General features: G+C 45.0%; 18 protein-coding genes. 9 read left to right on the top strand and 9 right to left on the bottom strand.

What is annotated here, in order from left to right; translation table 11 throughout:
• Window positions 1-38: 38 nt before the first annotated feature.
• Together lpxB and QUB04_RS19385 are read left to right on the top strand one after the other, a co-directional pair.
• Window positions 39-1,211 carry a lipid-A-disaccharide synthase gene (gene lpxB / locus QUB04_RS19390; RefSeq protein ID WP_333286815.1) on the top strand — a complete coding sequence of 391 codons (1,173 nt, stop codon included), beginning with the start codon at window positions 39-41 and terminating at the stop codon, window positions 1,209-1,211.
• A 23-nt stretch (window positions 1,212-1,234) separates the two neighbouring features.
• On the top strand, window positions 1,235-2,515 hold the full coding sequence (locus tag QUB04_RS19385; protein WP_333286813.1) for a DNA cytosine methyltransferase: 1,281 nt from the start codon (window positions 1,235-1,237) through the stop codon (window positions 2,513-2,515).
• 122 nt (window positions 2,516-2,637) lie between these two features.
• Here the strand turns inward: QUB04_RS19385 and QUB04_RS19380 are convergent, their stop codons facing one another.
• The gene (locus QUB04_RS19380; RefSeq protein WP_333286811.1) at window positions 2,638-2,868 is read right to left on the bottom strand and encodes a chemotaxis protein CheW; all 231 of its coding nucleotides are present in this window, start codon (window positions 2,866-2,868) and stop codon (window positions 2,638-2,640) included.
• Between the two features lie 555 nt (window positions 2,869-3,423).
• Between QUB04_RS19380 and QUB04_RS19375 the strand changes: the two genes are divergently transcribed.
• Both QUB04_RS19375 and QUB04_RS19370 read left to right on the top strand, forming a co-directional pair.
• Window positions 3,424-3,768: a BON domain-containing protein gene (locus tag QUB04_RS19375; protein WP_333140664.1), complete on the top strand. Its 345-nt coding sequence runs from the start codon at window positions 3,424-3,426 to the stop codon at window positions 3,766-3,768.
• A 243-nt stretch (window positions 3,769-4,011) separates the two neighbouring features.
• A complete protein-coding gene (locus QUB04_RS19370; RefSeq protein WP_333286809.1) occupies window positions 4,012-4,383 on the top strand; it encodes a DUF4278 domain-containing protein in 372 nt (123 codons plus the stop codon).
• A 111-nt stretch (window positions 4,384-4,494) separates the two neighbouring features.
• Here the strand turns inward: QUB04_RS19370 and QUB04_RS19365 are convergent, their stop codons facing one another.
• On the bottom strand, window positions 4,495-4,749 hold the full coding sequence (locus QUB04_RS19365; protein ID WP_333286807.1) for a hypothetical protein: 255 nt from the start codon (window positions 4,747-4,749) through the stop codon (window positions 4,495-4,497).
• Between the two features lie 293 nt (window positions 4,750-5,042).
• Here QUB04_RS19365 and QUB04_RS19360 point away from each other — a divergent pair, with 293 nt between their 5' ends.
• From QUB04_RS19360 to QUB04_RS19350, 3 genes are read left to right on the top strand one after another with little or no spacing between them, the layout of a single operon-like run.
• Entirely contained in the window at window positions 5,043-8,948 is a 3,906-nt protein-coding gene (locus QUB04_RS19360; protein ID WP_333286805.1) for an NACHT C-terminal alpha/beta 1 domain-containing protein, read from the top strand.
• A 42-nt stretch (window positions 8,949-8,990) separates the two neighbouring features.
• Complete coding sequence (locus QUB04_RS19355; protein ID WP_333286803.1) at window positions 8,991-9,308, top strand: DUF433 domain-containing protein; 318 nt, start codon at window positions 8,991-8,993, stop codon at window positions 9,306-9,308.
• Window positions 9,305-9,652: a DUF5615 family PIN-like protein gene (locus QUB04_RS19350; RefSeq protein WP_333286802.1), complete on the top strand. Its 348-nt coding sequence runs from the start codon at window positions 9,305-9,307 to the stop codon at window positions 9,650-9,652. Before QUB04_RS19355 ends, QUB04_RS19350 begins: the two co-directional genes overlap by 4 nt.
• Window positions 9,653-9,664: 12 nt before the next feature.
• Here the strand turns inward: QUB04_RS19350 and QUB04_RS19345 are convergent, their stop codons facing one another.
• From QUB04_RS19345 to QUB04_RS19330, 4 genes are all read right to left on the bottom strand, one after another.
• Window positions 9,665-11,728 (bottom strand): RtcB family protein, encoded by a 2,064-nt coding sequence (locus QUB04_RS19345; RefSeq protein WP_333286800.1) that lies wholly within the window; start codon window positions 11,726-11,728, stop codon window positions 9,665-9,667.
• Between the two features lie 264 nt (window positions 11,729-11,992).
• Window positions 11,993-13,123, bottom strand: a complete 1,131-nt coding sequence (locus QUB04_RS19340) for a hypothetical protein (protein WP_333286798.1) — start codon at window positions 13,121-13,123, stop codon at window positions 11,993-11,995.
• Between the two features lie 462 nt (window positions 13,124-13,585).
• The gene (locus tag QUB04_RS19335) at window positions 13,586-16,813 is read right to left on the bottom strand and encodes an efflux RND transporter permease subunit (protein WP_333286796.1); all 3,228 of its coding nucleotides are present in this window, start codon (window positions 16,811-16,813) and stop codon (window positions 13,586-13,588) included.
• 455 nt (window positions 16,814-17,268) lie between these two features.
• Window positions 17,269-17,871: a thioredoxin family protein gene (locus QUB04_RS19330; RefSeq protein WP_333286794.1), complete on the bottom strand. Its 603-nt coding sequence runs from the start codon at window positions 17,869-17,871 to the stop codon at window positions 17,269-17,271.
• Between the two features lie 349 nt (window positions 17,872-18,220).
• Between QUB04_RS19330 and QUB04_RS19325 the strand changes: the two genes are divergently transcribed.
• The gene (locus QUB04_RS19325) at window positions 18,221-18,625 is read left to right on the top strand and encodes an NIL domain-containing protein (protein ID WP_190741019.1); all 405 of its coding nucleotides are present in this window, start codon (window positions 18,221-18,223) and stop codon (window positions 18,623-18,625) included.
• Window positions 18,626-18,690: 65 nt separating this feature from the next.
• A complete protein-coding gene (locus tag QUB04_RS19320; RefSeq protein ID WP_333286792.1) occupies window positions 18,691-19,134 on the top strand; it encodes a hypothetical protein in 444 nt (147 codons plus the stop codon).
• A gap of 1,219 nt (window positions 19,135-20,353) precedes the next feature.
• On the opposite strand, the gene QUB04_RS19315 is transcribed toward QUB04_RS19320, so the two are convergent.
• From QUB04_RS19315 to QUB04_RS19305, 3 genes are all read right to left on the bottom strand, one after another.
• Window positions 20,354-20,905, bottom strand: a complete 552-nt coding sequence (locus QUB04_RS19315; RefSeq protein WP_333035087.1) for a shikimate kinase — start codon at window positions 20,903-20,905, stop codon at window positions 20,354-20,356.
• Window positions 20,906-20,927: 22 nt separating this feature from the next.
• The gene (locus tag QUB04_RS19310) at window positions 20,928-21,812 is read right to left on the bottom strand and encodes a LapA family protein (RefSeq protein WP_333286790.1); all 885 of its coding nucleotides are present in this window, start codon (window positions 21,810-21,812) and stop codon (window positions 20,928-20,930) included.
• Window positions 21,813-21,894: 82 nt separating this feature from the next.
• Window positions 21,895-23,106, bottom strand: a complete 1,212-nt coding sequence (locus tag QUB04_RS19305) for a transposase (RefSeq protein ID WP_333142072.1) — start codon at window positions 23,104-23,106, stop codon at window positions 21,895-21,897.
• Window positions 23,107-23,517: the final 411 nt, after the last annotated feature.

Below are 23,517 nucleotides of genomic sequence, written 5' to 3'. Positions count from 1 at the left end.
TTAGTCTGACGCACCTTACCGATGATATTGAGGAGTTTATGAAAATTTTTATTAGCACTGGTGAGGTTTCGGGCGATTTGCAAGGAGCTTTGTTAGTGGCAGCCTTAAAACGTCACGCTGTCGCGGCTGGTTTTGATCTAGAAATAACCGCATTGGGTGGCCCTCGTATGGCAGAAGCTGGGGCTACTATTTTAGGCGATACTGTGGGCATTGGTTCTATGGGCATTATAGAATCAGTGCCGTATATTTGGCCCACGATTAAAGTTCAGCAAAAAGCTAAACACTATCTCAAAAACTTCCGCCCCGATGCTGTTGTATTGATTGATTATTTGACTCCAAATCTCGGTATAGGCAGCTATATCCGCCGCTATTTGCCTGATTTGCCGGTGGTGTGGTACATCGCACCTCAAGAATGGGTTTGGTCGATTTCTCCTCGCAATACTGAGCTGATTGTCAATATTTGCGACCAACTTTTGGCAATTTTCCCCGAAGAAGCTTGTTATTATCAAAAAAAAGGAGCCGAAGTGAGTTGGGTTGGCCATCCTTTGGTGGATAGAATGCAATCTGCGCCCAGCCGGGAAGTTGCCCGCAAAACTTTGGGAATTGGGCCGGAACAGGTGTCGATCGCCCTAATTCCCGCTTCCAGACACCAAGAACTGAAGTACCTGATGCCGGTTATATTTGAGGCAGCTCAAATTATTCAAGCTAAATTGCCGGAAGTTCATTTTTGGATTCCGCTTGCTAACAAAGCTTTCCGCAGCAAAATTGAACAGGCGATCGAGAATTACGGTTTGCGGGCTACTTTGTTAGAAAATCAAACTCTGGAAATCTTGGCTGCTGCCGATCTGGCGATTACTAAATCTGGTACTGTTAATCTGGAGCTAGCTTTGCTCGACGTTCCGCAAGTTGTCCTCTATCGCGTCAGTCCAATTACGGCTTGGATTTTTCGCCACGTGCTGAAATTTTCGATTCCTTTTATGTCTCCGCCCAATTTGGTGCAAATGAAGCCGATCGTCCCGGAGTTGCTGCAAGACGAGGCGACTGCGGAAAATATAGTGCATCACGCATTGGAATTGCTGCAAAATGCCGATCGACGCCAGCAAACTTTGGCAGGTTATCGGGAAATGCGGGAAAGTCTCGGAGATGTGGGTGTGTGCGATCGGGCCGCTGCGGAAATAATGAAAAATGTTAAATTAAATACAGCAAATTAAAGCAACTTTGTTATTGAAATGTTATGCCAAGCAATCGGAAAAAGCGACCGATCGCTGTTGATTTATTTGCAGGCGCGGGCGGCATGACCCTGGGCTTTGAACAAGCAGGTTTTGATGTACTTGCATCAGTCGAAATTGACCCTATTCACTGCGCCACACACGAGTTTAATTTCCCGCTGTGTTCTATTCTGTGCAAAGATGTCACACAGCTTACGGGTTCAGAAATTAGGAAAAAATCGGCGATCGGGCGGCGCGAGATAGACGTAGTAATCAGCGGTTCGCCCTGTCAAGGATTCTCCATGATGGGCAAGCGCGATGTGGACGACCCGCGAAATTCTCTAATTTTTCACTTTCAGCGCTTAGTTTTGGAGCTAAGACCCAAGTTTTTTGTAATGGAAAATGTGCCGGGGATTGCATCAGGAGAACACAAAGAACTCCTGAATGTTTTAATTAGCTCTTTTATGAAACGTGGCTATAAAGTAGAAGAAAATTATCAAGTTCTCAACGCTGTTCACTATGGAGTGCCGCAAGCTCGCAAACGATTGTTTTTGATGGGGTGCAAAGAAGGTTATGAGCTACCAAAATACCCTCAGCAAACTACTATACTGCCGAAAATTAAAATTCCTAAACGCTATAAGAAAATTAATTTACCTGCTGTCCCGACAGTTTGGGATGCGATTGGAGATTTGCCGGAAGTGGAAAATTACAGCGAGTTGCTGCACCGAGATTGGGTAATGGCGGAGTACGGAAAGTGCAGCACTTATGCGAGTATAATGCGCGGAATTGAGGGTTTGGATGATGATTATTCCTACGATCGCGAGTACGATCGACAAATCCTCTCTTGTAGTTTGCGAACTAAACATTCTCAGGAATGTATGGAAAGGTTTCATGCGGCAAAACACGGCGAAAAAGAGCCGATCAGCCGTTTTTACAAGCTTCACCCTGACGGAGTTTGCAACACTCTCAGGGCGGGAACCGACAGGGCTAGGGGGGCTTATACTTCGCCGAGGCCGATTCACCCGATCGCCCCTCGGTGCATTACAGTCAGAGAAGCTGCGCGACTGCATTCCTATCCTGACTGGTTTAGATTTCATGTCACAAAATGGCACGGTTTTCGCCAAGTCGGAAATTCTGTACCGCCACTATTGGCGAAAGCTGTCGCAGCGCAGATTATTAGCGCTTTGGGCGTGGAAGCAATTAAGCCGAGTCTCAAACTAACCTGGGGAGATGATTCGTTGCTTAAACTGAATTGGTCGGAAGCAGAACAATATTATCTAATATCAAATCCGTTAGCATCGGAATAGTAAATTCGAGTTGACTGTTGACTGTTGACTGTTCACTGTTCACGGCGTCAACAGTCAACAGTCAACCGTCAACATCATGTATGAGTGTAACCGGAAATGATATAAAAAGTTAAGAATTAGATTTACAGCGTAGATGCAGGACTACCCCCAATTAAGCGCGGGTTTAGCCTCCCCTGTATCAGTGAACACAGTTCGATGACCAGCACGAGATGTCCCCAGTAGTTAAACAAACCGGGAATGTATTCCGGCGCGCTGTGCAGTTTTTTCAAGGTAAAAGTGGGAACTATTTCGACTACTGGTCTGCAATCCAAGGCGTCGCGATCGTCATATACATAAAATAGCAAAATCAACATCTAGATATCAGGGGAAATTTGAGATTGTAAAAGTCGGCCGGAAAACATTTTGAGAAATTTCACTGAGTTTTGCAACAATTACAAGTCTTTTGGACTTCTAGAGCAATTGCTAGGATGATATTTTCCTAGACTTGTAGGTCATACTCATGACAATTGGTGTAGACTGAAGTAGCCTGCATAAAACCATCAGTAATGATGACTTGGACTTTCTCTCACTTCTCTCAAGCTTTCGCTTGAGAGCATCTCTGTAATCCTTGCGGTTCGAGGTTGGTCAAAACCAGTGAAGAATACACCTCCTTGATTTGTGCAAAATACGGTGAGAGCCATAAAAGTTAGGTGGCTCTAAAATTTTAAAAGGCCCCAACTGTGGTTAGAAAACACCAAGTTTGAGTAGCGCTTTAGGGATTTTCCTTAAAGCTTTGTGGGATACCACCATGCTCTGGGACCTGTCTGATGAGTGTGCTATATTCGGATTCTCTGAGGTTGTCGGAGATTGTCTGGATTAAAAGTATCAGCTATCGTGTAAAAAGTGTATTTTCAGGAGACTCAAATACTATGGGTTGGTTTAAAAGACTGTTCGGACTCGAAAAGCCTGCACCCCAGGCTGAACCGATGGCACAAGTAGTACAGCAAGCAGCACAAGCGCAATCCATCGCTCCTGCTAAAGTCGGCCCAGACGGAAATTTTGACGAAAGCGGCCTGGCGAAGCGGGTGGCTTTAGCTTTTGACGGCGATCCAGAAGTTGCTGATATCGAGACTGTTTATGTGGCTCAGCTCAGCGGCACGGTTGTTCTCAAAGGTCAAGTTCCCAGTCAGGAAATTCTCGACAAGTTGGTGGCGATCGCCTCTGCTGAAGAAGGTGCCGCAGGCGTGCAAACCGATCAGGTGACAGTTGGCTAGTTCTTCCCAAGCGAAGCAGTTTCGCTCCGGGTGCTGCTCGAATTAGTCAAAAACTCGATTAAACCCGCTGCGGCGGGTTTTTTCTTGCCGTCTCCCCCCTCCAAATATTAATTTTTGTAAATAAAGCGGATTCATCTCAAAAAACCGTATAATTGAATACAGAAACTAAAAAAGTTTTAGCCAAGAAAACCAACCCTGACCTGACTGCCCTTTTTATCTCCATAAATATAAGGATCAAAAAATATGAAACTCACTTATCGCGGTTCAAACTACGAGTACGACATTCCGACAGTTGATATGGTCGAAGGCGAAGTCGCGGGCAAATACCGGGGGCAAAACTGGAACTATCGGTATCCGAGACACATTCCCAACCCCAAAAAATACGGCGGCCCAAACTATACCAAAAAGCGAGATGCTCAAGCGGGCGATCGGGATGTCGCAGCAGCTCGCACCTCAGCGACTGTGGATTATTACCCAACAGTTGTGGAAGTGGCGCAAGTACACCAGGCGAATATTTGCAATATTCTCGATCGTAGAAAGGAAGCAGCCAAGGCCAAGGGCGATGAAACACTGCTGCGCTTGCTAGAAATTGAGTCGAGACACATGGTGTGTTAGAGAAAAAGCTTCAGAAAACAAAGCGTTTGTCAAGAGGGGGAAATCGAGTTAAGCTCAATTTCCCCCTTTTGATGCTGTTTGTGCGATCGCTTTTGCAGCCTCGAAGCGATATCAATCGTCGGGATTTTGGGCGATGCGATCTTTTTTAATGCGATCGATCTCCTCAAAACTCTTTTGGGTGCGATGGGTTTTGACGATTAACTGTATAGCTTGAGTAATCATCGACGGGATAACATCGAGGACGGGTTTACCTGAAAGCACATCGAGATTTCCCTTCACACCAATCAATATGGCTAGAACGATCGGGGCAGTTGCGATCGCATGGCGGATGAACTTTTGTCGATCGCTTTGGCTGTTGTTTTTCATGTTCGGAACCTTCTTATACTTCTGCTGCATAAAGCGTTTAATTGGTTGTTAATCCAATTTAAAATCGCCCGCATAAGCAAGTCAGTTCCCAAAAATTTCCACTTGAAGTAGAACCAAGTAGAAAAATTCTTCTACTTGGCAATCTTTGAAGTAGACGGCTCGCCTCAACCATAGAGTAGGGGCAGGGAATCAGTCAGTTTTGAAGCTAATCTGAAGATGGTTGAATGCCGTGTCTCTCTCATCTCTCCAGTCAGCGCGTGTATAATTAAAATATCTTGCTGAAGAGATTAAATATGGAATCGTGGCAACGCTGGGAGGACTTTCTAAAAATAATGTCCCACGACAATCAGTTGACTGATGCTGAAACAGAATCTTTTTTATTACAATTTGCTAGACAAAATCTGGGCCAAAGCTTAAAAGAAATTTCCGAACAACTGCCCCTGATGGAAGATCGGCTGGGAAATCATAAAAAGCGGATGTCCGAGGTATATCGTAAATTCTCTAAGAGTTGCGTTGAACTAAAGTCAATAACGCACAAATCACCACCTTTACAGAAATGGCTGGAAACTGAGTATTCTCAATGGTTGTCTGTTCAAGACTCTGATTCTGCCTTATCATCTGCTACAACAGAAACGCCGATATACTGGCGAAACATTTGCCTCGCGATGTTGAAAGCTGAGAAACAGCTAACCACCAATGCGTTGATGTGCGATAAGGAGGAACACTTTGAGTTAGAAGAAATCCACGTACCCCTAGCATTAGTAGAGCGCAAAAAACCCGATATGCGCGGTGAGGAGATTCTACCAGAACAAGGTTCGCGCGTGTACAAGCCAGAATACGAAGAAAAGCAGCCCTTTGAACACGAACAGTTTTTGCTGGATATTCTCAAAGACGGGAAAGGTAAGCATAACGGTAAGCGCATCGCTATTATTGGCGAACCGGGGGCGGGAAAAACCACCCTGTTACGCAAAATCGCTTTTTGGGTGCAGGAAAACACCGAAATTTTACCGATTTCGATTTCCCTGGCCGATTTACCAGAAACCAATTCCCAGCAGCAATTTCTAGAGCAATATTTACTCGACAAATGGCTTCCAGCAGCGCTACCTTATTTCTCCCCGGAAATAGTGGAAGTGACGGAAGCGCTGAAAACCGAACTGAAAAAACTGTGCAATCAAGGGCGAGTTTGGTTGTTGTTGGATGGCGTGGATGAAATGGCGGTGCAGGGAGAAGGACCCCTCGGGGCAATTTCTAACCAATTGAAAGGCTGGGTGGGACAAGCGCGGGTGGTGCTGACTTGTCGGCTGAATGTCTGGGAGGCAAACCGCAACGTGCTGGCGGACAATTTTGAGATTTATCGCACCTTGGATTTTAGTTATGGGGATAGTACAAAGCCGGATAGAGTGGGAGAATTTATCGCCAAGTGGTTCAACAAAACGCCAAATTTAGGTCAGGAATTGCGACAGGAGTTAGACAAACCAGGAAAAGAGCGCATCACAGATTTGGTGAAAAATCCCCTGCGGTTGGCGCTGTTGTGCAGCACTTGGAATTGGTGGCGCGATCGTGGGGGTTTGCCAGATACAAAGGCGAAACTTTATCAGGGATTTATCGAGAAGTTTTATGATTGGAAAGGCAAGGAACCCACAAATTATACTCAGCGGGAGAAATTAAATCGGGCATTGGGAGAGTTGGCCAAGTTGGCGATCGACCAAACTGAATCCCGGTTTCGACTTAAGCACAGTCTGGTTTGTCAGGTATTGGGGCAACCAGATGAGGAGTTGTTTGGGTTGGCGTTGAAATTGGGTTGGTTGAACAAGGTTGGTTTGGCGGCTGAAAGCCCCGATGAAACAGTTTATGCTTTCTGGCATCCCACGTTTGAGGAATATTTTGCTGCTTTGGCAATTGACGATCGGGATTATTTCTTACCTCGCGAACACAAAGATAGACCTGTTCAATATAAAGATAATCCAAAGCGATATAAGCCATACCGCATTTTCGAGTCGCAGTGGAAAGAGGTGATTTTGCTGTGGTTGGGGCGAGGGGAGAAGCGCTTAAGGGAGCAGAAAGAGGAATTTATTAATGATTTGGTTAATTTTGAGGATGGATGTGGAGAATGGGGCCATCAAGATAAAGTAGATAAAGGTTGTTATGAATATCGAGCCTATTTTTTAGTCGCGGCCGCAATTGCCGAATTTTATGATTATTCCCAAATAGATGAAATAATAGGGCAAATTGTTAAGTGGAGATTGGGTTATTTCGATACTCAAAAACAAAAGGGGGTAAAATTTTTCAATGTAATTAGCAACGCAGCTATGGAAGCATTGCAACAGACACACCGCCCAAAAGCGATCGCTGCTTTGGTGGAACGGCTCAATTCTCACGATCTTAGAGATGATATCCGTGGGGAAGTGGCGGCAAGCTTAGGGAAAATTGGTCAAGGCAATCAAACAGCGATCGATGCTTTAGTGCAACAGCTCAATTCTCCCACTCTCGATCATTTAACCCTTTGGGAAGTAACATTGAGCTTAGACAAAATTGCCACAGGCAATCAAAAAGCGATCGCTGCTTTTGAGCAATTACTTAAGCTTAATCTTGATGGTTCCGCCCGTTGTCTAGTGCCAGCGACTTTAGGATACATTGACCCAGGCAATCAAAAAGCGATCGCTGCTTTGGAGCAACTGCTCGATTCTTCCATTCTTGATGACTCTCGCACGCAAGTGGCTGTAATCTTAAAGGAAATTGACCCAGGCAATCAAAAAGCGATCCCTGCTTTGGAGGAACTGATCACTTCTGGTGCTCTTAATGATGACACCCGTAGGGAAGTGGCAGCAAGCTTAGGGAAAATTGACCCCGGCAATCAAAAAGCGATCGATACTTTGGTGCAACAGCTCATTACTTCCGCTTTTGATGAGGAGTATGATAGCACCAGCGGAAAAGTGGCAGTAATGTTAGAGGAAATTAGTCAAGGCAATCAAAAAGTGATCGATGCTTTGGTGGAACTGCTCACTTCTGGCGATCTTAATAATTACACCCGTAGGGAAGTGACAGCAAGCTTAGGGAAAATTGACCCAGGCAATCAAAAAACGATCGATGCTTTGGAGGAACTGCTCACTTCTGGCGCTGTTAATGATGATGACACCCGTAGGGAAGTGGCAGCAAGCTTAGGGAAAATTGATCCAGGCAATCAAAAAGCGATCGATGCTTTGGAGCAACTGCTCACTTCTTCCAATTACATCCGTAGGGAAGTGGCAGAAAGCTTAGGGAAAATTGATCCAGGCAATCAAAAAGCGATCGATGCTTTGGAGCAACTGCTCACTTCTTCCAATTACATCCGTAGGGAAGTGGCAGAAAGCTTAGGGAAAATTGATCCAGGCAATCAAAAAGCGATCGATGCTTTGGTGCAACTGCTCAATTCATTACATCGTAATGACTTAACCTTTTTACGAGTGATACAAAACTTAGGGAACATTGGTCAAGACAATCAAACAGCGATCGATGCTTTGGTGCAACTGCTGAGTTCTCCCAATCTTGCTCGTGGCACCCGTTGGCAAGTGGCAGAAACCTTAGAGAAAATGAAAATCGATACAGACAAGCAGTGTGCAGTCATCACAGCCTTAAAAGCCAACGTCAATGACTCTCAGCAAATTGATGAGCGAGGCTACAAATTAATCTGGCACTACGCTCAAAATCTGCCCTACCCCGACTTCTATCAAGCTTGGCACCAAGACACCCTTACCAACACCGCAACAGCAAACCTCAACATAGCAAACTTACCCCAAGTCCTTGCCGAAGCGATTAACAATCAACCCGAATTATGCAGCAAAGTAAAGCTAATTTGCATCGACATACACCAATTCATCGACCCGGATAACCCCGCCCAAGAAATTTACGATGAAATTCTAAATCAAAATTATCCAGAGTGGCCGAATGGGTATCCCGATACAATGCAAAAACTCAAAATTTATTGGAATTACCTGCGCCGCCAAAGCGAAATCCCCCTGTTTTTCATCTGCTACGATTCCACCGCACTCTCAGCCACACCCACAGGATTTAGCGATTCATTTCTGAAAGCTTTAAGCAAATTCGATCGCGCGATTTGTGTGGTGTGCGAACAAGAAAATATTCCCTTGCCAACTTTTTCACCCAGTCAACCCGATTTAGTCGCTGCTGTTGTAGCATGGATGCGGCGAAGTATACTATAAAATAGACATCCTATTTAAGAGTCGATCGACAAAGCAGCAACTATGACACTTACAAAGACCGAGTATAAATATATAGAACTCAACGAAGACAATGTTCCCATCATAGCCGGAACTACGATGAAAGTCGTTGAATTAGTCGAAGCTCAGATAGCTTATGGTTGGAGTCCCGCAGAATTACACCTCAATCATCGCTACTTAACTATGAGCCAAATTCTTTCTGCCTTAGCTTATTATTGGGATCGCAAACAAGAACTCGATGCAGAAATCAAGCGACGAGAAGAGTATGTTAAACAGGCCGAAATTGAAGCTGGCGAATCTCCTTTTGCTGCTAGACTACGTGATCAAGGGCTATTGAAATGAGTCTAGCACTTTATATGGATGAACACATCCATTCAGCTATTACAGTTGGTTTACGTCTTCGAGATGTAGATGTTTTAACTGTTCAAGAAGATGGACGTGCTGGTACACCCGATACTATTTTACTCGATCGAGCTATGGAACTTGGGCGAGTTATGTTTTCACAAGACCAAGATTTTTTAATTGAAGCAAAACGTCGTCAAGCTGAAGATATAAACTTCTCTGGTGTTATCTTTGCTCGTCAGTCTCGCGTTTCCATTGGTGATTGTATCCGCGACTTGGAAATAATTACTAAACTTGGCGAACTGGAAGAATTTGCTAATCAAGTTCAATATTTGCCTTTGTAGCTTCCCTTACATTCACCCCTTGACACAAACCACCTGCTTCAAAGTCGCCACAACTTCCACCAAATCTGACTGCTGACTCATCACCTCATCAATCGGCTTATAAGCCCCCGGAATTTCATCTAAAAATTGCTCATCTTTCCGGCACTCAACCCCGTCAGTCTGCCGCACAAAATCATCGAGAGTGAATACATTCTTCGCTTGAGTGCGAGACATCAAGCGCCCCGCACCGTGACTGCAACTACAGTAACTTTCAGCATTTCCCTTCCCTTTAACAATAAAAGACTTCGCCCCCATCGAACCCGGAATAATCCCGTAATCCTCAACATCCGCGCGCACAGCACCCTTGCGAGTAACATACACATCTTCGCCAAAATGCACCTCTTTTTCCGCGTAATTGTGGTGGCAATTCACCTCTAATAATGGCTTAACAGATTTGCCGCCCGCGACGTGCTTTTCCACAATTCGCTTAAACCGATTCATCATTACATCGCGATTAAAACGAGCATAATCTTGCGCCCACTGCAAATCGTGCCAGTAAGCCGCAAACTCCCGCGTACCCGCCACAAAATAAGCCAAATCTTTGTCAGCCAGATTAATTTCTGCCAGTTTAGCTAAATCTTTAGCAGTCTCGATGTGCTGCTGTGCGAGCAAATTTCCAATGCCGCGAGAACCGGAGTGCAGCATCAGCCAAACAAAGTTTTCAGTATCAACGCACACCTCAATAAAATGATTGCCGCCGCCGAGGGAACCCATTTGTTTTAAGGCTTTATTGTTTTGATGCTGCACACCTTGATGAAGTTCCTTAAATTCACCCCATTTTTGCCAGTTAGTGACGGTTTTTTCTACTTCTTTATTTTCCGCCAAGCCCACAGGAATCGCCGCTTCGATATCGAGTCGAATTTGTTTGAGTTTGCCTTCTAATTTGTTGGCGGTGAAAGGCATTTTCACAGCCATCATGCCGCAGTTATGGACAAATACTCCCGCAGTTAACGCAAAGTTGCCGTATTCGGGAACTGTTAGGCAATAGACATCTTCCTTTTCAACTAAAGGAATAATATCAACAACTTTGTGGTTGTAGCCGTGCTGATTTTTCCGATGATTGTGAAGTCCGATAGGAGTTTTAATTTTATCTCCACAAGTCTCACAAGGGTATAGCCGATTAGCAATTTCTTTACTCTTTGCTTTACCCTTTTCACTCTGATTGTAATTAATTAGATACTGCTTTCCTCGTTCGCCATTCCCTGCAACTAACTCTCTGAAGTGTTCGGGATTATTCTCCATATACTTAAGGATATTTTTCGTTCCGCGTTCTGCATAATATCTGTGTCCGTCTGAGGTTTGAGCTTTATCAGCTAGGGCTTGCTTTCTTTTCTGTTCAAATTCCAGAGATTGCCAATAGGTGTTTCTATCAACCAATGAGCGGTGATAGGCAGAGTGGTCATTATTACCCATGAATTCTAAATTTTCGGGTCTATTATCTGCGGTATCAAAGTTTTTGTGATGAATCACAGTTCTCTGATTGTGGAAAGATGGTATGTCTCCTAACGAACCAGAACGAGCAATCATCCAATGAGCTTTCTGCCATCTACCTGAATAGTTTTGCTGTACTAAGGTATACCCATCCTTATCTATTTTGGAATAAAAGGGCATCAATGACGTTCCAGTTGTCAAATCCCGCGCTTCTCGGTATTCACCATTCCGCAACATGAATTGATGATCCGGAGTGCATTTGATTTCTTCTCCATTATCCAGTACCACTTTAACCAGTTCGGCATTCTTTCTAGTTAATTTGGCTGTAGCCTTAGCAGCAACAATTCGGCCTGTTTCTGTACAGGAGTAGATAAAAATTTCTTTTTGACTCCTAGCCAGTTCCCCGATCGCATAAGATTTGCCATCAACTAGAGGAATTTGTGTATCATCAGTAAAACAGCCAATATCCACGCCCACAGCAGCCGGAATAATCGCTTCTTTTGTGGCAATTACTGAACCGACTAAAGCACCTTTTCCTAAATGTACGTCGGGCATTAGCGCGACGTGTTTGAATACAAAGGGCAAAGATGCTACGTTTGCGGTCATCTTGGTTTCTTTTTCGCCCAGGGGGTGATTTGCCCAAGATAATACTGGTTTTGGGGCTGATATGTCTAATTTTTCGTAGGGCATTTTTGTTTAAGTTTGTTTTCTCAGGTTTTTTGTAGTATTATTGTAACATAAAGCTTTTGGATGTCAAACACACTAATTCTCGTAGGGTGCGGAGCGTCGGGAATTTCGCTCGGGAGTCAGAGAGTATTGACGCTCCGCACCTTACCGACTAATTCTAGGAGCGTCCTGTATGGGAAATCCTTAAGAGATGCCCAAAGATTGAATGAATAATTTACTGTAGGGTGCGGATGGTTGTACCTTCGCCAGCGAACCAAACAGCTCTTTTCCTCCGAATATAACTAATGTCTTCTGTTTCGAGTTAAGTTCTTGACTCGGCAGTTGTGAGTGAACGGAAAGAATCCTATCTGAATCAAATCGATAAAAACATTCCAAGTCGCCGCAAACCTCTTCTTTAAGATCCTTAAGAGTGGGGTAAAGTTCTTTACAGGAACGTGGCTCGTGACCGATTAAAATCAGTTCATCTGATATTTCCATTTTGTCAATATCGATGATATACATTCTCCCTTCATCAGTGTTGGCTAGAAGGCGATCGTCTGATAGGTAGCACATATAGTAGTGAAAACCGTTATTAGAATCAGACCAAGGCCATTCGCATATTCCAATTAGATTGCACTCAGGAAAACTGAATCGGCTGATTTGTCGCCCGCAACCATGTACAATCACAAATTCGCTGCCAGCAGGATGAAATTCTGGAGGCGATGCGTCATCAGGAAATGGAACTTCCACGGCGTGAATTTCCGTACCATCATCATAAAGCCAATAGATTTGCGATTCGCCCTGACCGTCGCCAGCCCAAACAGCTAAAATTTGATTTTCCGGGTGTGGGTGAAACGAGAAAGAGCTCAATCCAAAAGAGTCTTCGAGCAAAAGTTGTCGCTGAATTTGCCACGAATTGGTATCGCGAATTTGAATCTCGACTTCCTCGCCTTCAATTAATTTCATGCACCAAAAACGCAAGCCGTCTGCATCAAACCAGCAGTCCTGAAATCCATTATCGTTATACAAATATGAAACTTTAACAGGAGGGTTAGGTAGCTGTTCTTCAAAAACTAGCTGGTTTTCTGCTGCCACAATTGCTAAATGATTGCCATTTGCCATAATTGCTGCCAGCAAATCGCCTTTGGGGCTGATGGCTGAATGGCTAATTTCGTCGGGAAGCTGGTATTCGTATTTTGGCGACAAGTTGCGATCGACTAAAGTGACTTTTTTGCGATCGCCACTGACAATGGTCGCCCACTCGGAATTAATGGGTTGATTTATGTGTGAGAACGACCAGTCAATTTGTATTTCATTTTTTGGTAAAATCAGCATAAAGATATTTCAGCGTAAATAAGCTCTATTTTAACTGAAATTTTGCAGCATTTATCGTAGGGTGCGTCAGTCTGGAATTTCTTTGGGGAGTCAGAGACTGTTTACTGACGCACCTTACCGACTAATTATCGGCGCGTCAACTTAACATCAAATGCAGTACCGGTATTGTTGGTAAATCCGACACTCCGACAGGGAATGAATTCCCTGTCTCATAGCTAAAGTCCTCTGAAAGAGGACTGAAATAGATCGTATTTTTCCTCAAAATCTACAGTCGGTTTTAACCGACAGTCCGACAGGGAATGAATTCCCTGTCTCATAGCAAAAGTCCTCTGAAAGAGGACTGAAATAGATCGCACTTCCCGTCAAAATCTACAGTCGGTTTTAACCGACTTTCGCTATGAGGCAGGGAATTCATTCCCTGTCGGATTGTGGGAAAAGCGCGTATTTGCTGGCACTAAATTATTACAAATTCGGAGTCTTTCTTCCCGCCTTCTGCAGGGGAATAACAACCCCGTGCGGCTTCTTTTTCGCTGCAAACATCCCGAAGAAATCGTGCAGCAAAATATAGAAACACGGAATAATAAACAGCGTCAGCAGCGTCGCCAGCGACAAACCGGAAAACACCACCACACCCAAAGGTTGCAGAAACTCCGAACCCTCTCCAATTCCCAAAGCTAGGGGAAACAAACCCAAAACTGTAGTAATAGTTGTCATCAAAATCGGCCGCAAGCGCTGAGGTGCCGCCCTGAGAATTGCTGTTGTGCGATCGACTCCTTCATCTTCCAGGATTTGGTTCGCCAACTCGATCATAATGATGCCGTTATTCACCACAATTCCCACTAGCAAAATTGCACCGATCATCACCGTCGCACCGATCGCAGTTTTGGTCACATAAAGCCCGAATACTCCCGCCGCCAACGCCAGTGGCACTGTCAGCAAAATCACCAGCGGGTCAACCAGGGAATTGTACTGCACCGCCATCGCTACAAACACTAAAAAAGTCGCCAATCCGCCCAAAAGTTTTAGAGAAGTTTGCAATTGCTGATTAGTTTCAGCAGCAGAACTCGGCACAATGCTTACTCCTCGCGGCAACTTCATTTCTGATAAAACTGCATCGACTTGCTGGACAGCATCGCCGAGACTTGCGCCCCGATTCAAGTTTCCTACAACTAAGAAAACTTGCCGCTGGTTGAGACGCTGAATTTCTCCTGGTGCTTTGCCGATCGTAATATTTGCCACATCGCTTAAACGGATGATGCTATTATTGCCGCCAGATAAGGGAATTTGTCCGAGTTGAGCAATAGATTTTACAGAAGTGCGATCGAACTGCACCCGCACATCTACCAAGCGGTTTCCCCGCTGCAATTGAGTCGGAACAGCACCTTCAATTGCTGTCTGAATCGTCTCCCCAATGTCTTGGGCCGTCAGCCCGTACACAGCGGCCTTTTCCCAGTCTGGACGAATTTGCACTTCTGACTGCGGCGCGTCTCCGTCCGGGCGAAACCGGGCTAATTTTACCTTCTCATCTAATTCTTTTAATATCTGACGACCTGCTTGCTGCAATACTTCTTCAGTTGGCCCCTGAACCACCACATCAATTTCGCCGCCCCGCACTGGGGAATTAGTTAAAACTAAACCCCTAATCGATTCTGGAACTAGCCGCAGACGAGTTCCTTTAGGAACGTCAAGTTTCTTGAATTCCTCAGTCATTCTTTCCGTAAAAGCGATGGTATTCGTACCTGGTTTTAGCGTGATTGTGCTGCTTCCCCTGAGCAAATTTTCAACTGTATTGTTGCCGAAAAGCAGCCCTCCCGCTGTCGTTAAAGTGTACGCTGTTTCTGGCTGTGCGAGCAGAAGTTTATCGGCGGCGGCAACCACTTTTTGATTTGTTTCCAAGTTAGTACCCGGAGGAAACAAAGCAAATAATCGGGCTTGACTTGTATTAACTCTCGGCAAAATTTCTTGGGGGATTTGACCTGCCATCACCCAAGTGCCGCCGCCTAAAATCACAAAAGCGAGGGCAATGATAATTAACCGCAAACCCAGCACTTTTGACAGCATTGAACCGTAGGCCCGCGTGCCGTTTTCAAAACCGCGATTGAAATGTTTTATCGGCCCGAACTGACTGATACCGCTGGAATAAGACATTCCCATCAAGCGAGAAGTCAGCATCGGCACTACAGTTAAAGCTACTAGCAGAGACGCTGCTACTGCAAAGCTAATTGTCAAAATCAATTCGTTAAATAGCAGCGAAAAGAAGCCACCGATCAGCAGGAATGGCAGCACTGATACTAAGTTAGCGGCAGTGGAGGCAATCATTGCTGATTCTACTTCTTCACTCCGCTCTACAGACTCTTCTATCGTGCGTTCTTTCCGATCTTTGATTCTGCCTTTTTTCAGATGAGGGTTGCTGTCTAGACCGACTACAATATTTTCTAAAATAACTACGCTGGTATCGATCGCCTGACCAATTCCTAACGCTAAACCGCCTAAACTAAACAAGTTCAGCGACAAGCCGAACAGCCGCATTAAAATAATGGCTGCTAGAGTACACAGGGGAATAGTCAGAGAGATAATCAGGGTTTGTCTCAGGGAACCTAGAAAGAACAAAACTGCGATCGCAGCCAGCACTGCCCCTGAAACCCCCGCATTCGCCACATCGGCTAAGGAATTGCGGATAAATCTGGATTCGTCTAAGGTAGTAACTACGGTCATGTCCGCCGAAATTAACCCGGAATCCTGCATTTCTTTGATGCGATTTTTCACTCCGTCTACAACAGTAATCGTGTTGGCGTCCGGCTGTTTCAAGATGCTAATTTTAACGGCTGGTTTTTGATTGAGAAAAACTTTGACTCGCTGTTCTTCTGTACCGTCATTGACTTGGGCAAAATCGCGCAGGTAGACTCGTTTTGGCGGGTTGGAACCGGATACTTGAAAGGAAAGATTGGCGATTTCCGAGGCTGTTTTAAAGCGACCAATTGTGCGCGTCAGCGGTTCGTTTGATTCTTGCCGCAGCCGGCCGCCGGAAGTGTCTAAATTGCGCGAACGCAAAGCATTAAAAACGTCGTTGAGATTAACTCCTAAACTTTGCAGCCGATTCAGGTCAATATTAACTTGAATTTCTTCTTGAACGCCGCCGGAAATGTCAACGGAAGCGACTCCGGGAATCACGTTTATTTCCCTGGCTAATTCTTCATCGGCAAATACCCGCAAATCTACCCCTTGGCGTGAGTCTGAAGTCAGGGCAAATTCGTAAACCGGCTGTTGAGAAGGGTCAAATTTAAATAGATTTGGCGATTCAACTGTATCAGGAAGTCGGTTGCGAATGCGGTTGACGGAGGCTGTAGCGTCGTTGAGGGCTTGGTCGATATTGCCGCCGGGTCTAAAGAATAAATCGACGCTGACTTGTCCTTCCCGCGTGCGGGAGAAAACTTGCGTGACTCCTTCTGTTGCTGAAAGTCCTTGTTCGAGGGGGCGGGTAATTTCGTCAACTGCCACTTCTGGGGAGACTCCGGGGGCGTCTAAGCGCACGCTGATGCGGGGATAGGTGATGGAGGGCAGCAAGTCAACGGGCAGTTGGGTTATGTAGAAAATGCCCACGACTATAATGGCAAGTGTCAGCATGAGGGTGCCGATGTGGCGGCGAATGGCTGTCGCGCTAATACTGAATCCGGTTTTGTCGGGAGTCATTCGATTTTAGATTTTAGATTTTAGATTAAAGAATTGAAAAGTTTACCCCGTCAGTCAGCCTGCAAAGGAATGAATCGCGGGGCTGGCGACTAAATTGTTTTCGGTCAGGCTTTATTGTGTATCGGGAGTGAGAGAATATTTACGCTCCGCACCTGACAAGTAGTATAATAAATTTTAATAAATTGTCAAAAATGTTTTTTTGAATATTCCTTTAGAGGTAGTCGATCGCCCAAAACGCAGATTGGCAGAAATTGCCAGGGGCTTTTGAATCTCTCTAAGTTATCGCCATCAGGAACAGGCAAGATGCCTGTTCCACAACAAATAAACTTTCTTGTGGAACAGGCATCTTGCCTGTTCCTAAAGTCTTCTTCCCTTTTCCCTCTTCTTTATTCCTTCTTCCCTCTTCCTGACATCCGTTACATCCGTTACAGAATCCGTTGCCGAACTTCCTTCATTTACTGTACTTGAGATCCGTGGGCACGGGGGTCGGAGCTACTTGTTTTCACAGGCCCTGTGGGTGGAGTAAAATTAGAAACTTGACCTGCCGCTTGGACGTGTGGCAGAGGTTTTCCTGCAATTAAAGCATCTAAGTTAGCTTCCATAATAGTGCGTGGCATTTCGCCCATTGTTTCAGCAACGGCGCTGCCTTTATCGTTCAAATAGACAAAGTGCGGAATGCCATCTACTCGATATTTTGTGATTTCTGGCAGCCATTTGTCATTGTCTACATTCAGCATCACAAAATTCATCGGTTCGGCGTATTTCTGTTTGATTTCGCTCAGATCTTTAGCCATTGCCTGACAGCTACCGCACCAATTAGCATAAAATTCCATGAGTGTCGGTTTGCCATTTACCAAAGCTGTTTCTAATGGCGTTGAAGCTTTTGCCATGTCGGTGAGACTGCTTGACGGCGTTTGGGTTTGCAGCCCGAAGAAGATGGATATTGAAAGGACGATCGCTGCTAACACGATCAATAAGTTTCTGAGGCGGGTGGCGACTTTTGTTTCGGGATTTTTGGCGACGGGGGCGACAGTTGACTTGGGGGAATTCTGGGTCATAAAATAAATTGCGCTTTGATTTCTATGTTTTTATTTTAAATAATACAGCATATTCCATGTATGTGCGGTACACACAATCTTGTAGTAAGTAAGGTGCGTCGCCACCAACAATCTGCAAGTTCCATTTAAAAGGTCGCAGCGACGCACCCTACATATTAAAATCACACAATATAAATTTAGCGGCTACTGTACTTCATCAACCTGGAATATGCTGTAGATTCAGATTATAGCACATTTTGAGATAATCAGACCCATCTCATAAAAATTTGTGCTAAAAGCAGTAATTAGACCAAGTGCGCTAAAACATAAGATAACAAAGATTGTTTGTAAATTACCGAGGACTTGCAGGGTGAAAAAACGGGTAACACTGACGTTTCCCCAACGATCGATCCAAATGCCTGTCACCTATCGACTGGCAAAGGATTTTAATGTTGCAGCCAACATTATCCGCGCTCAGGTGGCTCCCAACCAAGTGGGCAAACTGGTGCTAGAGTTATCAGGGGACATCGACCAACTAGAAGCGGCGATCGACTGGATGCGATCGCAAAATATCGGCGTTTCCCTAGCCAGTCGCGAAATACTCATAGACGAAGATATCTGCGTTGACTGCGGTTTGTGTACGGGGGTTTGCCCGACAGAAGCCTTGACCCTGGACCCAGAAAGCTTTAAACTAAGTTTTGCTCGATCGCGGTGTATCGTTTGCGAGCAGTGCATCCCTACCTGTCCGGTGCAAGCTATTTCTACTAACCTCTAGAACCTGTACAAACTCATCGGGTTCATCATCTTTTTTTTGCCTGGTTCTCCTAATTGTGCCATTGGATGAAAAAAAACTCTTGGGTTTCCCTAACTCTACTTTTTGTTACTTATTTTAGTTTTGGCTGGAAATTATCTGAGTTTGATGTTCCACCGCACCTGACTTGGTTTCTAGCCATAGCTTCAATTTTAGTGTTGGCTGTCGCCTTGTCGTTCCCTCTGAGAGACATAAAATCCTTAATTTTGCGGTGGTTTTCGAGTGATATTGGTGCTTTTCTTTCTATTATTGTAGGAGCTTTTGTGGCAGTGGTAGTTTTTGCTTGGCTGCACCTTTTTGCTACTTGTTTACTCTTGATTTCAGCCGGAGCTTTGGCAAGACTCGATATTCAAATGTCTGGTTGGAAGAATTGGCGGGCTTTTGCGGTATTAGCTACCATTTCTTTAACAGGTGTGGGGTTGGGTGGAGCGATCGAGTTTTGGTCAAGGACAGGCAAGCTCGTATTCTCTTAATGAGGAACGGGAAATTCATCCAACCAAATTCTATAACTCGCAATGGATATTTAGCCGAAAACTATCAGATCGCCCATCAATAAATACAGCTTATTTTTTTGGGAGCATCTCAATGAAAGCACCCCTCCGCTAGAAATTGGAGGCAGGAGACAGGAGCCAGGAGCCAGGAGGAAAGAGTCAGAAGGAAGGAGCCAGAAGAAGTGTTTTTACAAATATGAGATGCTCCCATTTTTTTTCAATCCCCCACCCCCGGATTAATTCCCCGTTCCGCGCCGTAATCATAGCAGTTTTCAAGCCTCGTGAGGTAAAGCTTCTCAATTGCCGATTCCCCGTTGCGCGTTACTAATTCCCAATTACTGATTACCAATTACCAATTACCGACGAACCTGGAGTGGAACTGAAAACCGCTATCGCAGTATTGAGGTGGAGGGACTGTTGCTCAAAATGTTATTGCCAAGAGCCCGCAAGTCCCAATACGGTTCAGTTAAGCTCGATCCCCCCTAACCCCCCTTCTTAAGGGGGGGACAAGAGTCTTCTCAAAGTCCCCCAACAATCAGGGGGATTTAGGGGGATCTGCGAGGAATAAAGAGTTTTAACCCAAGCGTATTGCCGCAAGTCCCGCAGCCAAAAACTCATCGCAATAAAAAAGCAGCTTTTGGGAGCTGCTCGTCAGAATGCATGAGGTATTGTTTTTAGAATAGGGCAGATTAAATTCGATCGGTGCTGGGTTACATTTTTTGATACGGGAGAGTTGATGAGGGAATGGACGATCGTAAAATCGTCACATAGGAGGATAGCATTGATGCTAAATTTCCCGACAATCAAGTTAGCGTTTAACTGTCCTTGCGCCCTACAGCCCTTCAGCGGTGGGGCCATTTTATTTTTAGGGAGAACTCAATAGCCGGCTTTAACGCATCAGATGAGTCTGCCATTAGTTCTTGTATAAAATCTCCGCATCGCCACATCCTCATACTTTTGAAAGTTACGCATCACATCCAGTCAAACCCGGTGGATTGCAAAATATTGGGTGGTTAAACGGGCACACTCAGACAAAAACCAGTATTTTCACCGAAGTCATACCATTATAGATTTTAGATTTTGGGAATGACTGATGAAGCTGGTGGTTTGGAGCTGGCGTATAGTTGCATTATTTTTTTGAACTGGTATCAAAAGTCCCCACAAACCTGTTATTTTCTTAGAAACTCGGTTTCTGAATGTATCAATTGAGATCGGGCCCGGTTTCTGGTTTGATAACTTTTTGGATTTCCTCGATCGCCCTAGTCGCCACTGCTTCAGGCCTTTCACCCACACCAGCATAGACTCGGACATCTGCTTGAGTGTAGAAACGCTCTCGCTCTTTCAAAAGGCTTTGCAGCTTAGATTTGATCTCGCCCTCCTGCAGTAGGGGTCGAGCGGTGTCCGAACGCAGTCGATCGTACAATTGATCAACAGGCACATCCAGCCAAACTACTACACCGTAGTGCAAGTAACCCCAATTCATCGATCGCGTCACAATGCCGCCGCCCGTAGCCACGACAGAATTTTGATACGCAGACAACTCACCGAGCACTTTAGTTTCTAGTTCCCGAAAAGCCTCTTCCCCTTCTCGATCGAAAATCTCAGCAATTGACTGATTAGCAACTCGAACAATTAGTTCATCAGTATCAAAAAAACGGTATTTTAATTTTTTTGCCAAAATCCGCCCCACCGTTGTTTTTCCCGCACCCATCATCCCGACAAGATAAATATTTACTCCCCTCAACCCATCCACTGCCAAATCCTCCGATATTTTTCTATTTTTTCAGGTTAATCGATCCGCCACTGAGGCCATCATCGTCATCAAACTCATCACCCTCATCCAATCCCCAATCATCCTCTGCTTCTGCCATAGGATTTATTGGTGCTTCATCAGCCGGTTTAGGAATATCCCCTCCCGGAGGAACCAGCACCCGATACTCTGCATCGTATACAGACTCTGTTTGTCCCACCCCAGACTGACTCGGATCTCGATAGCCGTAAGAATATACTGAGCCAGCCCAAGACTTGCTTTTCGGTTCCTGCTGAGCTTCGTAAGCCCTCGGATTTGCCGCTGGAACATCATTTACCTGCGGTCGATCGGGAAAATCGCGATCGTCCCCCCAATCGTCATCACCCCCTTGAGAACCCGATTTTGAGCCATCTGAGACCCAATCGTCCTCATCGTCTGCCGCTGCATAAGTCCCCGGTTGAGCGTAATTCTTCGCCCCATCCGGGTTCGGAGTTTCTTGCAGGAAAGTCCCGGCTCTGTAACCCGCCGATGTGCCGTATTCAGTTCGGTAGGAACCAGCAGCCTGAGTTTGGCTATTTTCCCTATTCAGATCCGGGTCAATTCCCTGTTTTCTAGGAGGGGGAGGCGGCGTGTAAGGCGTTCTCCTGTCCTCCGGGAAAGTATCGGGACGGCTGCGACTGGATCGGCCGCTGCGGTCTCCCGTTGGAGATAGGTAATTTGAAAAAGCGAGCAAACCCGAAATCAATAAAGACGTGATAGCTCCCACCACCATGCTCAGCAAAATCCAGATAGATAATGGCAAAGCAGGCGATCGAACTCCCAAAAACACCAGCGATAGTGCCGGCTCCACATTTTGCAGGGCAAAAATAGTCAGCCCCACCACAATTACTAGCAAAAAAACAGGACGCATATTAAAAATATTGGTAATAGGTAATTGGTAATTGCTAATTGCTAATTAAAAGTGACATACTCCTACATTAAGCTGAGTACAGCTATAATGTAGGCTTCTCAGCGACTCCAGCTATTGCTTCGGACATTAACTGAGCTTTAAAGACGGGATGACCCACCGCCCTATTTTTGATTACGATAGCTGCATTGTGATCGCGGTCAAGACTACATCCACAATTTGGGCAGTCGTGCCATCTTTCATGCAACTTTTTAGGTACTTTTTCACCGCAATTAGAGCAATCTTGTGAAGAGTTATAAGCACATACGGTCATCACCAACAAACCAGCATTTACAGCTTTGTTTATTAGAATCGACAGAAAGCTTGACCACCCAGCATCCAACACAGATTTAGCCAATCTTGTACGAGCAAGTCCCTTGACATTCAAGTCTTCAACTGCAACAACCTCATATTTTTTCAAGAGATTGTTAGCAGTTTTGAAATGAAAGTCTTTACGTTTGTCGGCTACTTTCTTGTGACACTTCCCCAGTTGCTTAACTGCTTTGTGTCTCCGGCTGCTACCTTTTTTACGGCGCGAGACTCGCTTCTGAATAGTCCGCAGGCGTTTTTGAGCTTTGCGGTAATGCTGAGGAATCGCCACCGTCTCCCCTTCTGATGTTGTCAAAAAATCCTTCAACCCCATATCAATGCCAGCAATTTTTTGAGGATTAAAATCTGGTTTAATTTCCGGGACTGTCGAGTCTTCCAAGCTGAGAGTTGCATAGTAACCATCAGCTTTTTTGGTGACAGAGACGGTTTTGATTTTAAATCCATCAGGTATTGAACGGTGTAAAATAACTTTGACTTTTCCGAACATCGGCAAGTTAATTAAGTTATTTTGCAAGCAGCCGTCTTTAACTTGAGGGTAAGTGAACGTGCGGTAACGACTACGCGGCTTGAATCTAGGTCTACCGCTGCGTTTCCCGTTGCTATCACCTTTCAGGAAACGATCAAAAGTTACCTTAACTCGCTTAACTACATCTTGAAGAACTTGAGAGTAAACTCCGGCATACCAAGGATGAGTTTTCTTGAGTTGAGGTAACGTCTTTTTCTGGCTGTAATAGTCGGGATTTTCCCGCAGTTCGGGTAAGTGGCAAACTAGCGGACACGCATTGATGGGAGAACGATTTTGTTCGTACCAATTAAATCGATCTGCCAACAAATAGTTGTACTGAGCGCACAGCAGAGACAGCCATCTGTCAATCTCAGTGGCTTGCAACTTTGTTGGACGTAATCGATACTGGTAAGAAGTTCTCATTGAGTAGTAAATGTTTGATTGCAGTCGCTACGCATCAATTAGTGTTAATGTACCCGAATACGTTACTTGATGTCAAGTGCATGAGTGAATGTTTTATCCATAAAATAAGAGAGGTTTCTAGCCTTAATTGCTAGTATTTACCACCAAGTATTGACACGTCGAAGAATTTGTTTGTCTCGTCATCCACCCGCTCACTGCTCAATGCTTGCGCCTGTGAGATTGCTTAGCGGGTCGAATCCTCACCTCACCGCGTCTTTCATCCCACACTAACCGAAGCGGTATAGTGTGGGGATTCCCGTCTGTTTAGCTAACAAATCATCAATAACAAATAACAAACTGTCAACTGTCAACTGTCAACTGTCAACTGTCAACTGTCAACTGTCAACTGTCAACTGTCAACTGTCAACTGTC

Source organism: Microcoleus sp. D2_18a_B4, from assembly GCF_036702475.1.
Taxonomy (GTDB): Bacteria; Cyanobacteriota; Cyanobacteriia; order Cyanobacteriales; family Microcoleaceae; genus Microcoleus.
Note: the sequence above shows the minus strand (reverse complement) of the source record. Positions and strands in the feature narration are given on the sequence as shown.

Bases quoted from the DNA above. Each gene is read 5' to 3' on its own strand.
- lpxB (WP_333286815.1), top strand. From the start codon at position 39: ATGAAAATTTTTATTAGCACTGGTGAGGTTTCGGGCGATTTGCAAGGA.
- QUB04_RS19385 (WP_333286813.1), top strand. From the start codon at position 1,235: ATGCCAAGCAATCGGAAAAAGCGACCGATCGCTGTTGATTTATTTGCA.
- QUB04_RS19380 (WP_333286811.1), bottom strand. From the start codon at position 2,868: ATGTTGATTTTGCTATTTTATGTATATGACGATCGCGACGCCTTGGAT.
- QUB04_RS19375 (WP_333140664.1), top strand. From the start codon at position 3,424: ATGGGTTGGTTTAAAAGACTGTTCGGACTCGAAAAGCCTGCACCCCAG.
- QUB04_RS19370 (WP_333286809.1), top strand. From the start codon at position 4,012: ATGAAACTCACTTATCGCGGTTCAAACTACGAGTACGACATTCCGACA.
- QUB04_RS19365 (WP_333286807.1), bottom strand. From the start codon at position 4,749: ATGAAAAACAACAGCCAAAGCGATCGACAAAAGTTCATCCGCCATGCG.
- QUB04_RS19360 (WP_333286805.1), top strand. From the start codon at position 5,043: ATGGAATCGTGGCAACGCTGGGAGGACTTTCTAAAAATAATGTCCCAC.
- QUB04_RS19355 (WP_333286803.1), top strand. From the start codon at position 8,991: ATGACACTTACAAAGACCGAGTATAAATATATAGAACTCAACGAAGAC.
- QUB04_RS19350 (WP_333286802.1), top strand. From the start codon at position 9,305: ATGAGTCTAGCACTTTATATGGATGAACACATCCATTCAGCTATTACA.
- QUB04_RS19345 (WP_333286800.1), bottom strand. From the start codon at position 11,728: ATGACCGCAAACGTAGCATCTTTGCCCTTTGTATTCAAACACGTCGCG.
- QUB04_RS19340 (WP_333286798.1), bottom strand. From the start codon at position 13,123: ATGCTGATTTTACCAAAAAATGAAATACAAATTGACTGGTCGTTCTCA.
- QUB04_RS19335 (WP_333286796.1), bottom strand. From the start codon at position 16,813: ATGACTCCCGACAAAACCGGATTCAGTATTAGCGCGACAGCCATTCGC.
- QUB04_RS19330 (WP_333286794.1), bottom strand. From the start codon at position 17,871: ATGACCCAGAATTCCCCCAAGTCAACTGTCGCCCCCGTCGCCAAAAAT.
- QUB04_RS19320 (WP_333286792.1), top strand. From the start codon at position 18,691: ATGAAAAAAAACTCTTGGGTTTCCCTAACTCTACTTTTTGTTACTTAT.
- QUB04_RS19310 (WP_333286790.1), bottom strand. From the start codon at position 21,812: ATGCGTCCTGTTTTTTTGCTAGTAATTGTGGTGGGGCTGACTATTTTT.
- QUB04_RS19305 (WP_333142072.1), bottom strand. From the start codon at position 23,106: ATGAGAACTTCTTACCAGTATCGATTACGTCCAACAAAGTTGCAAGCC.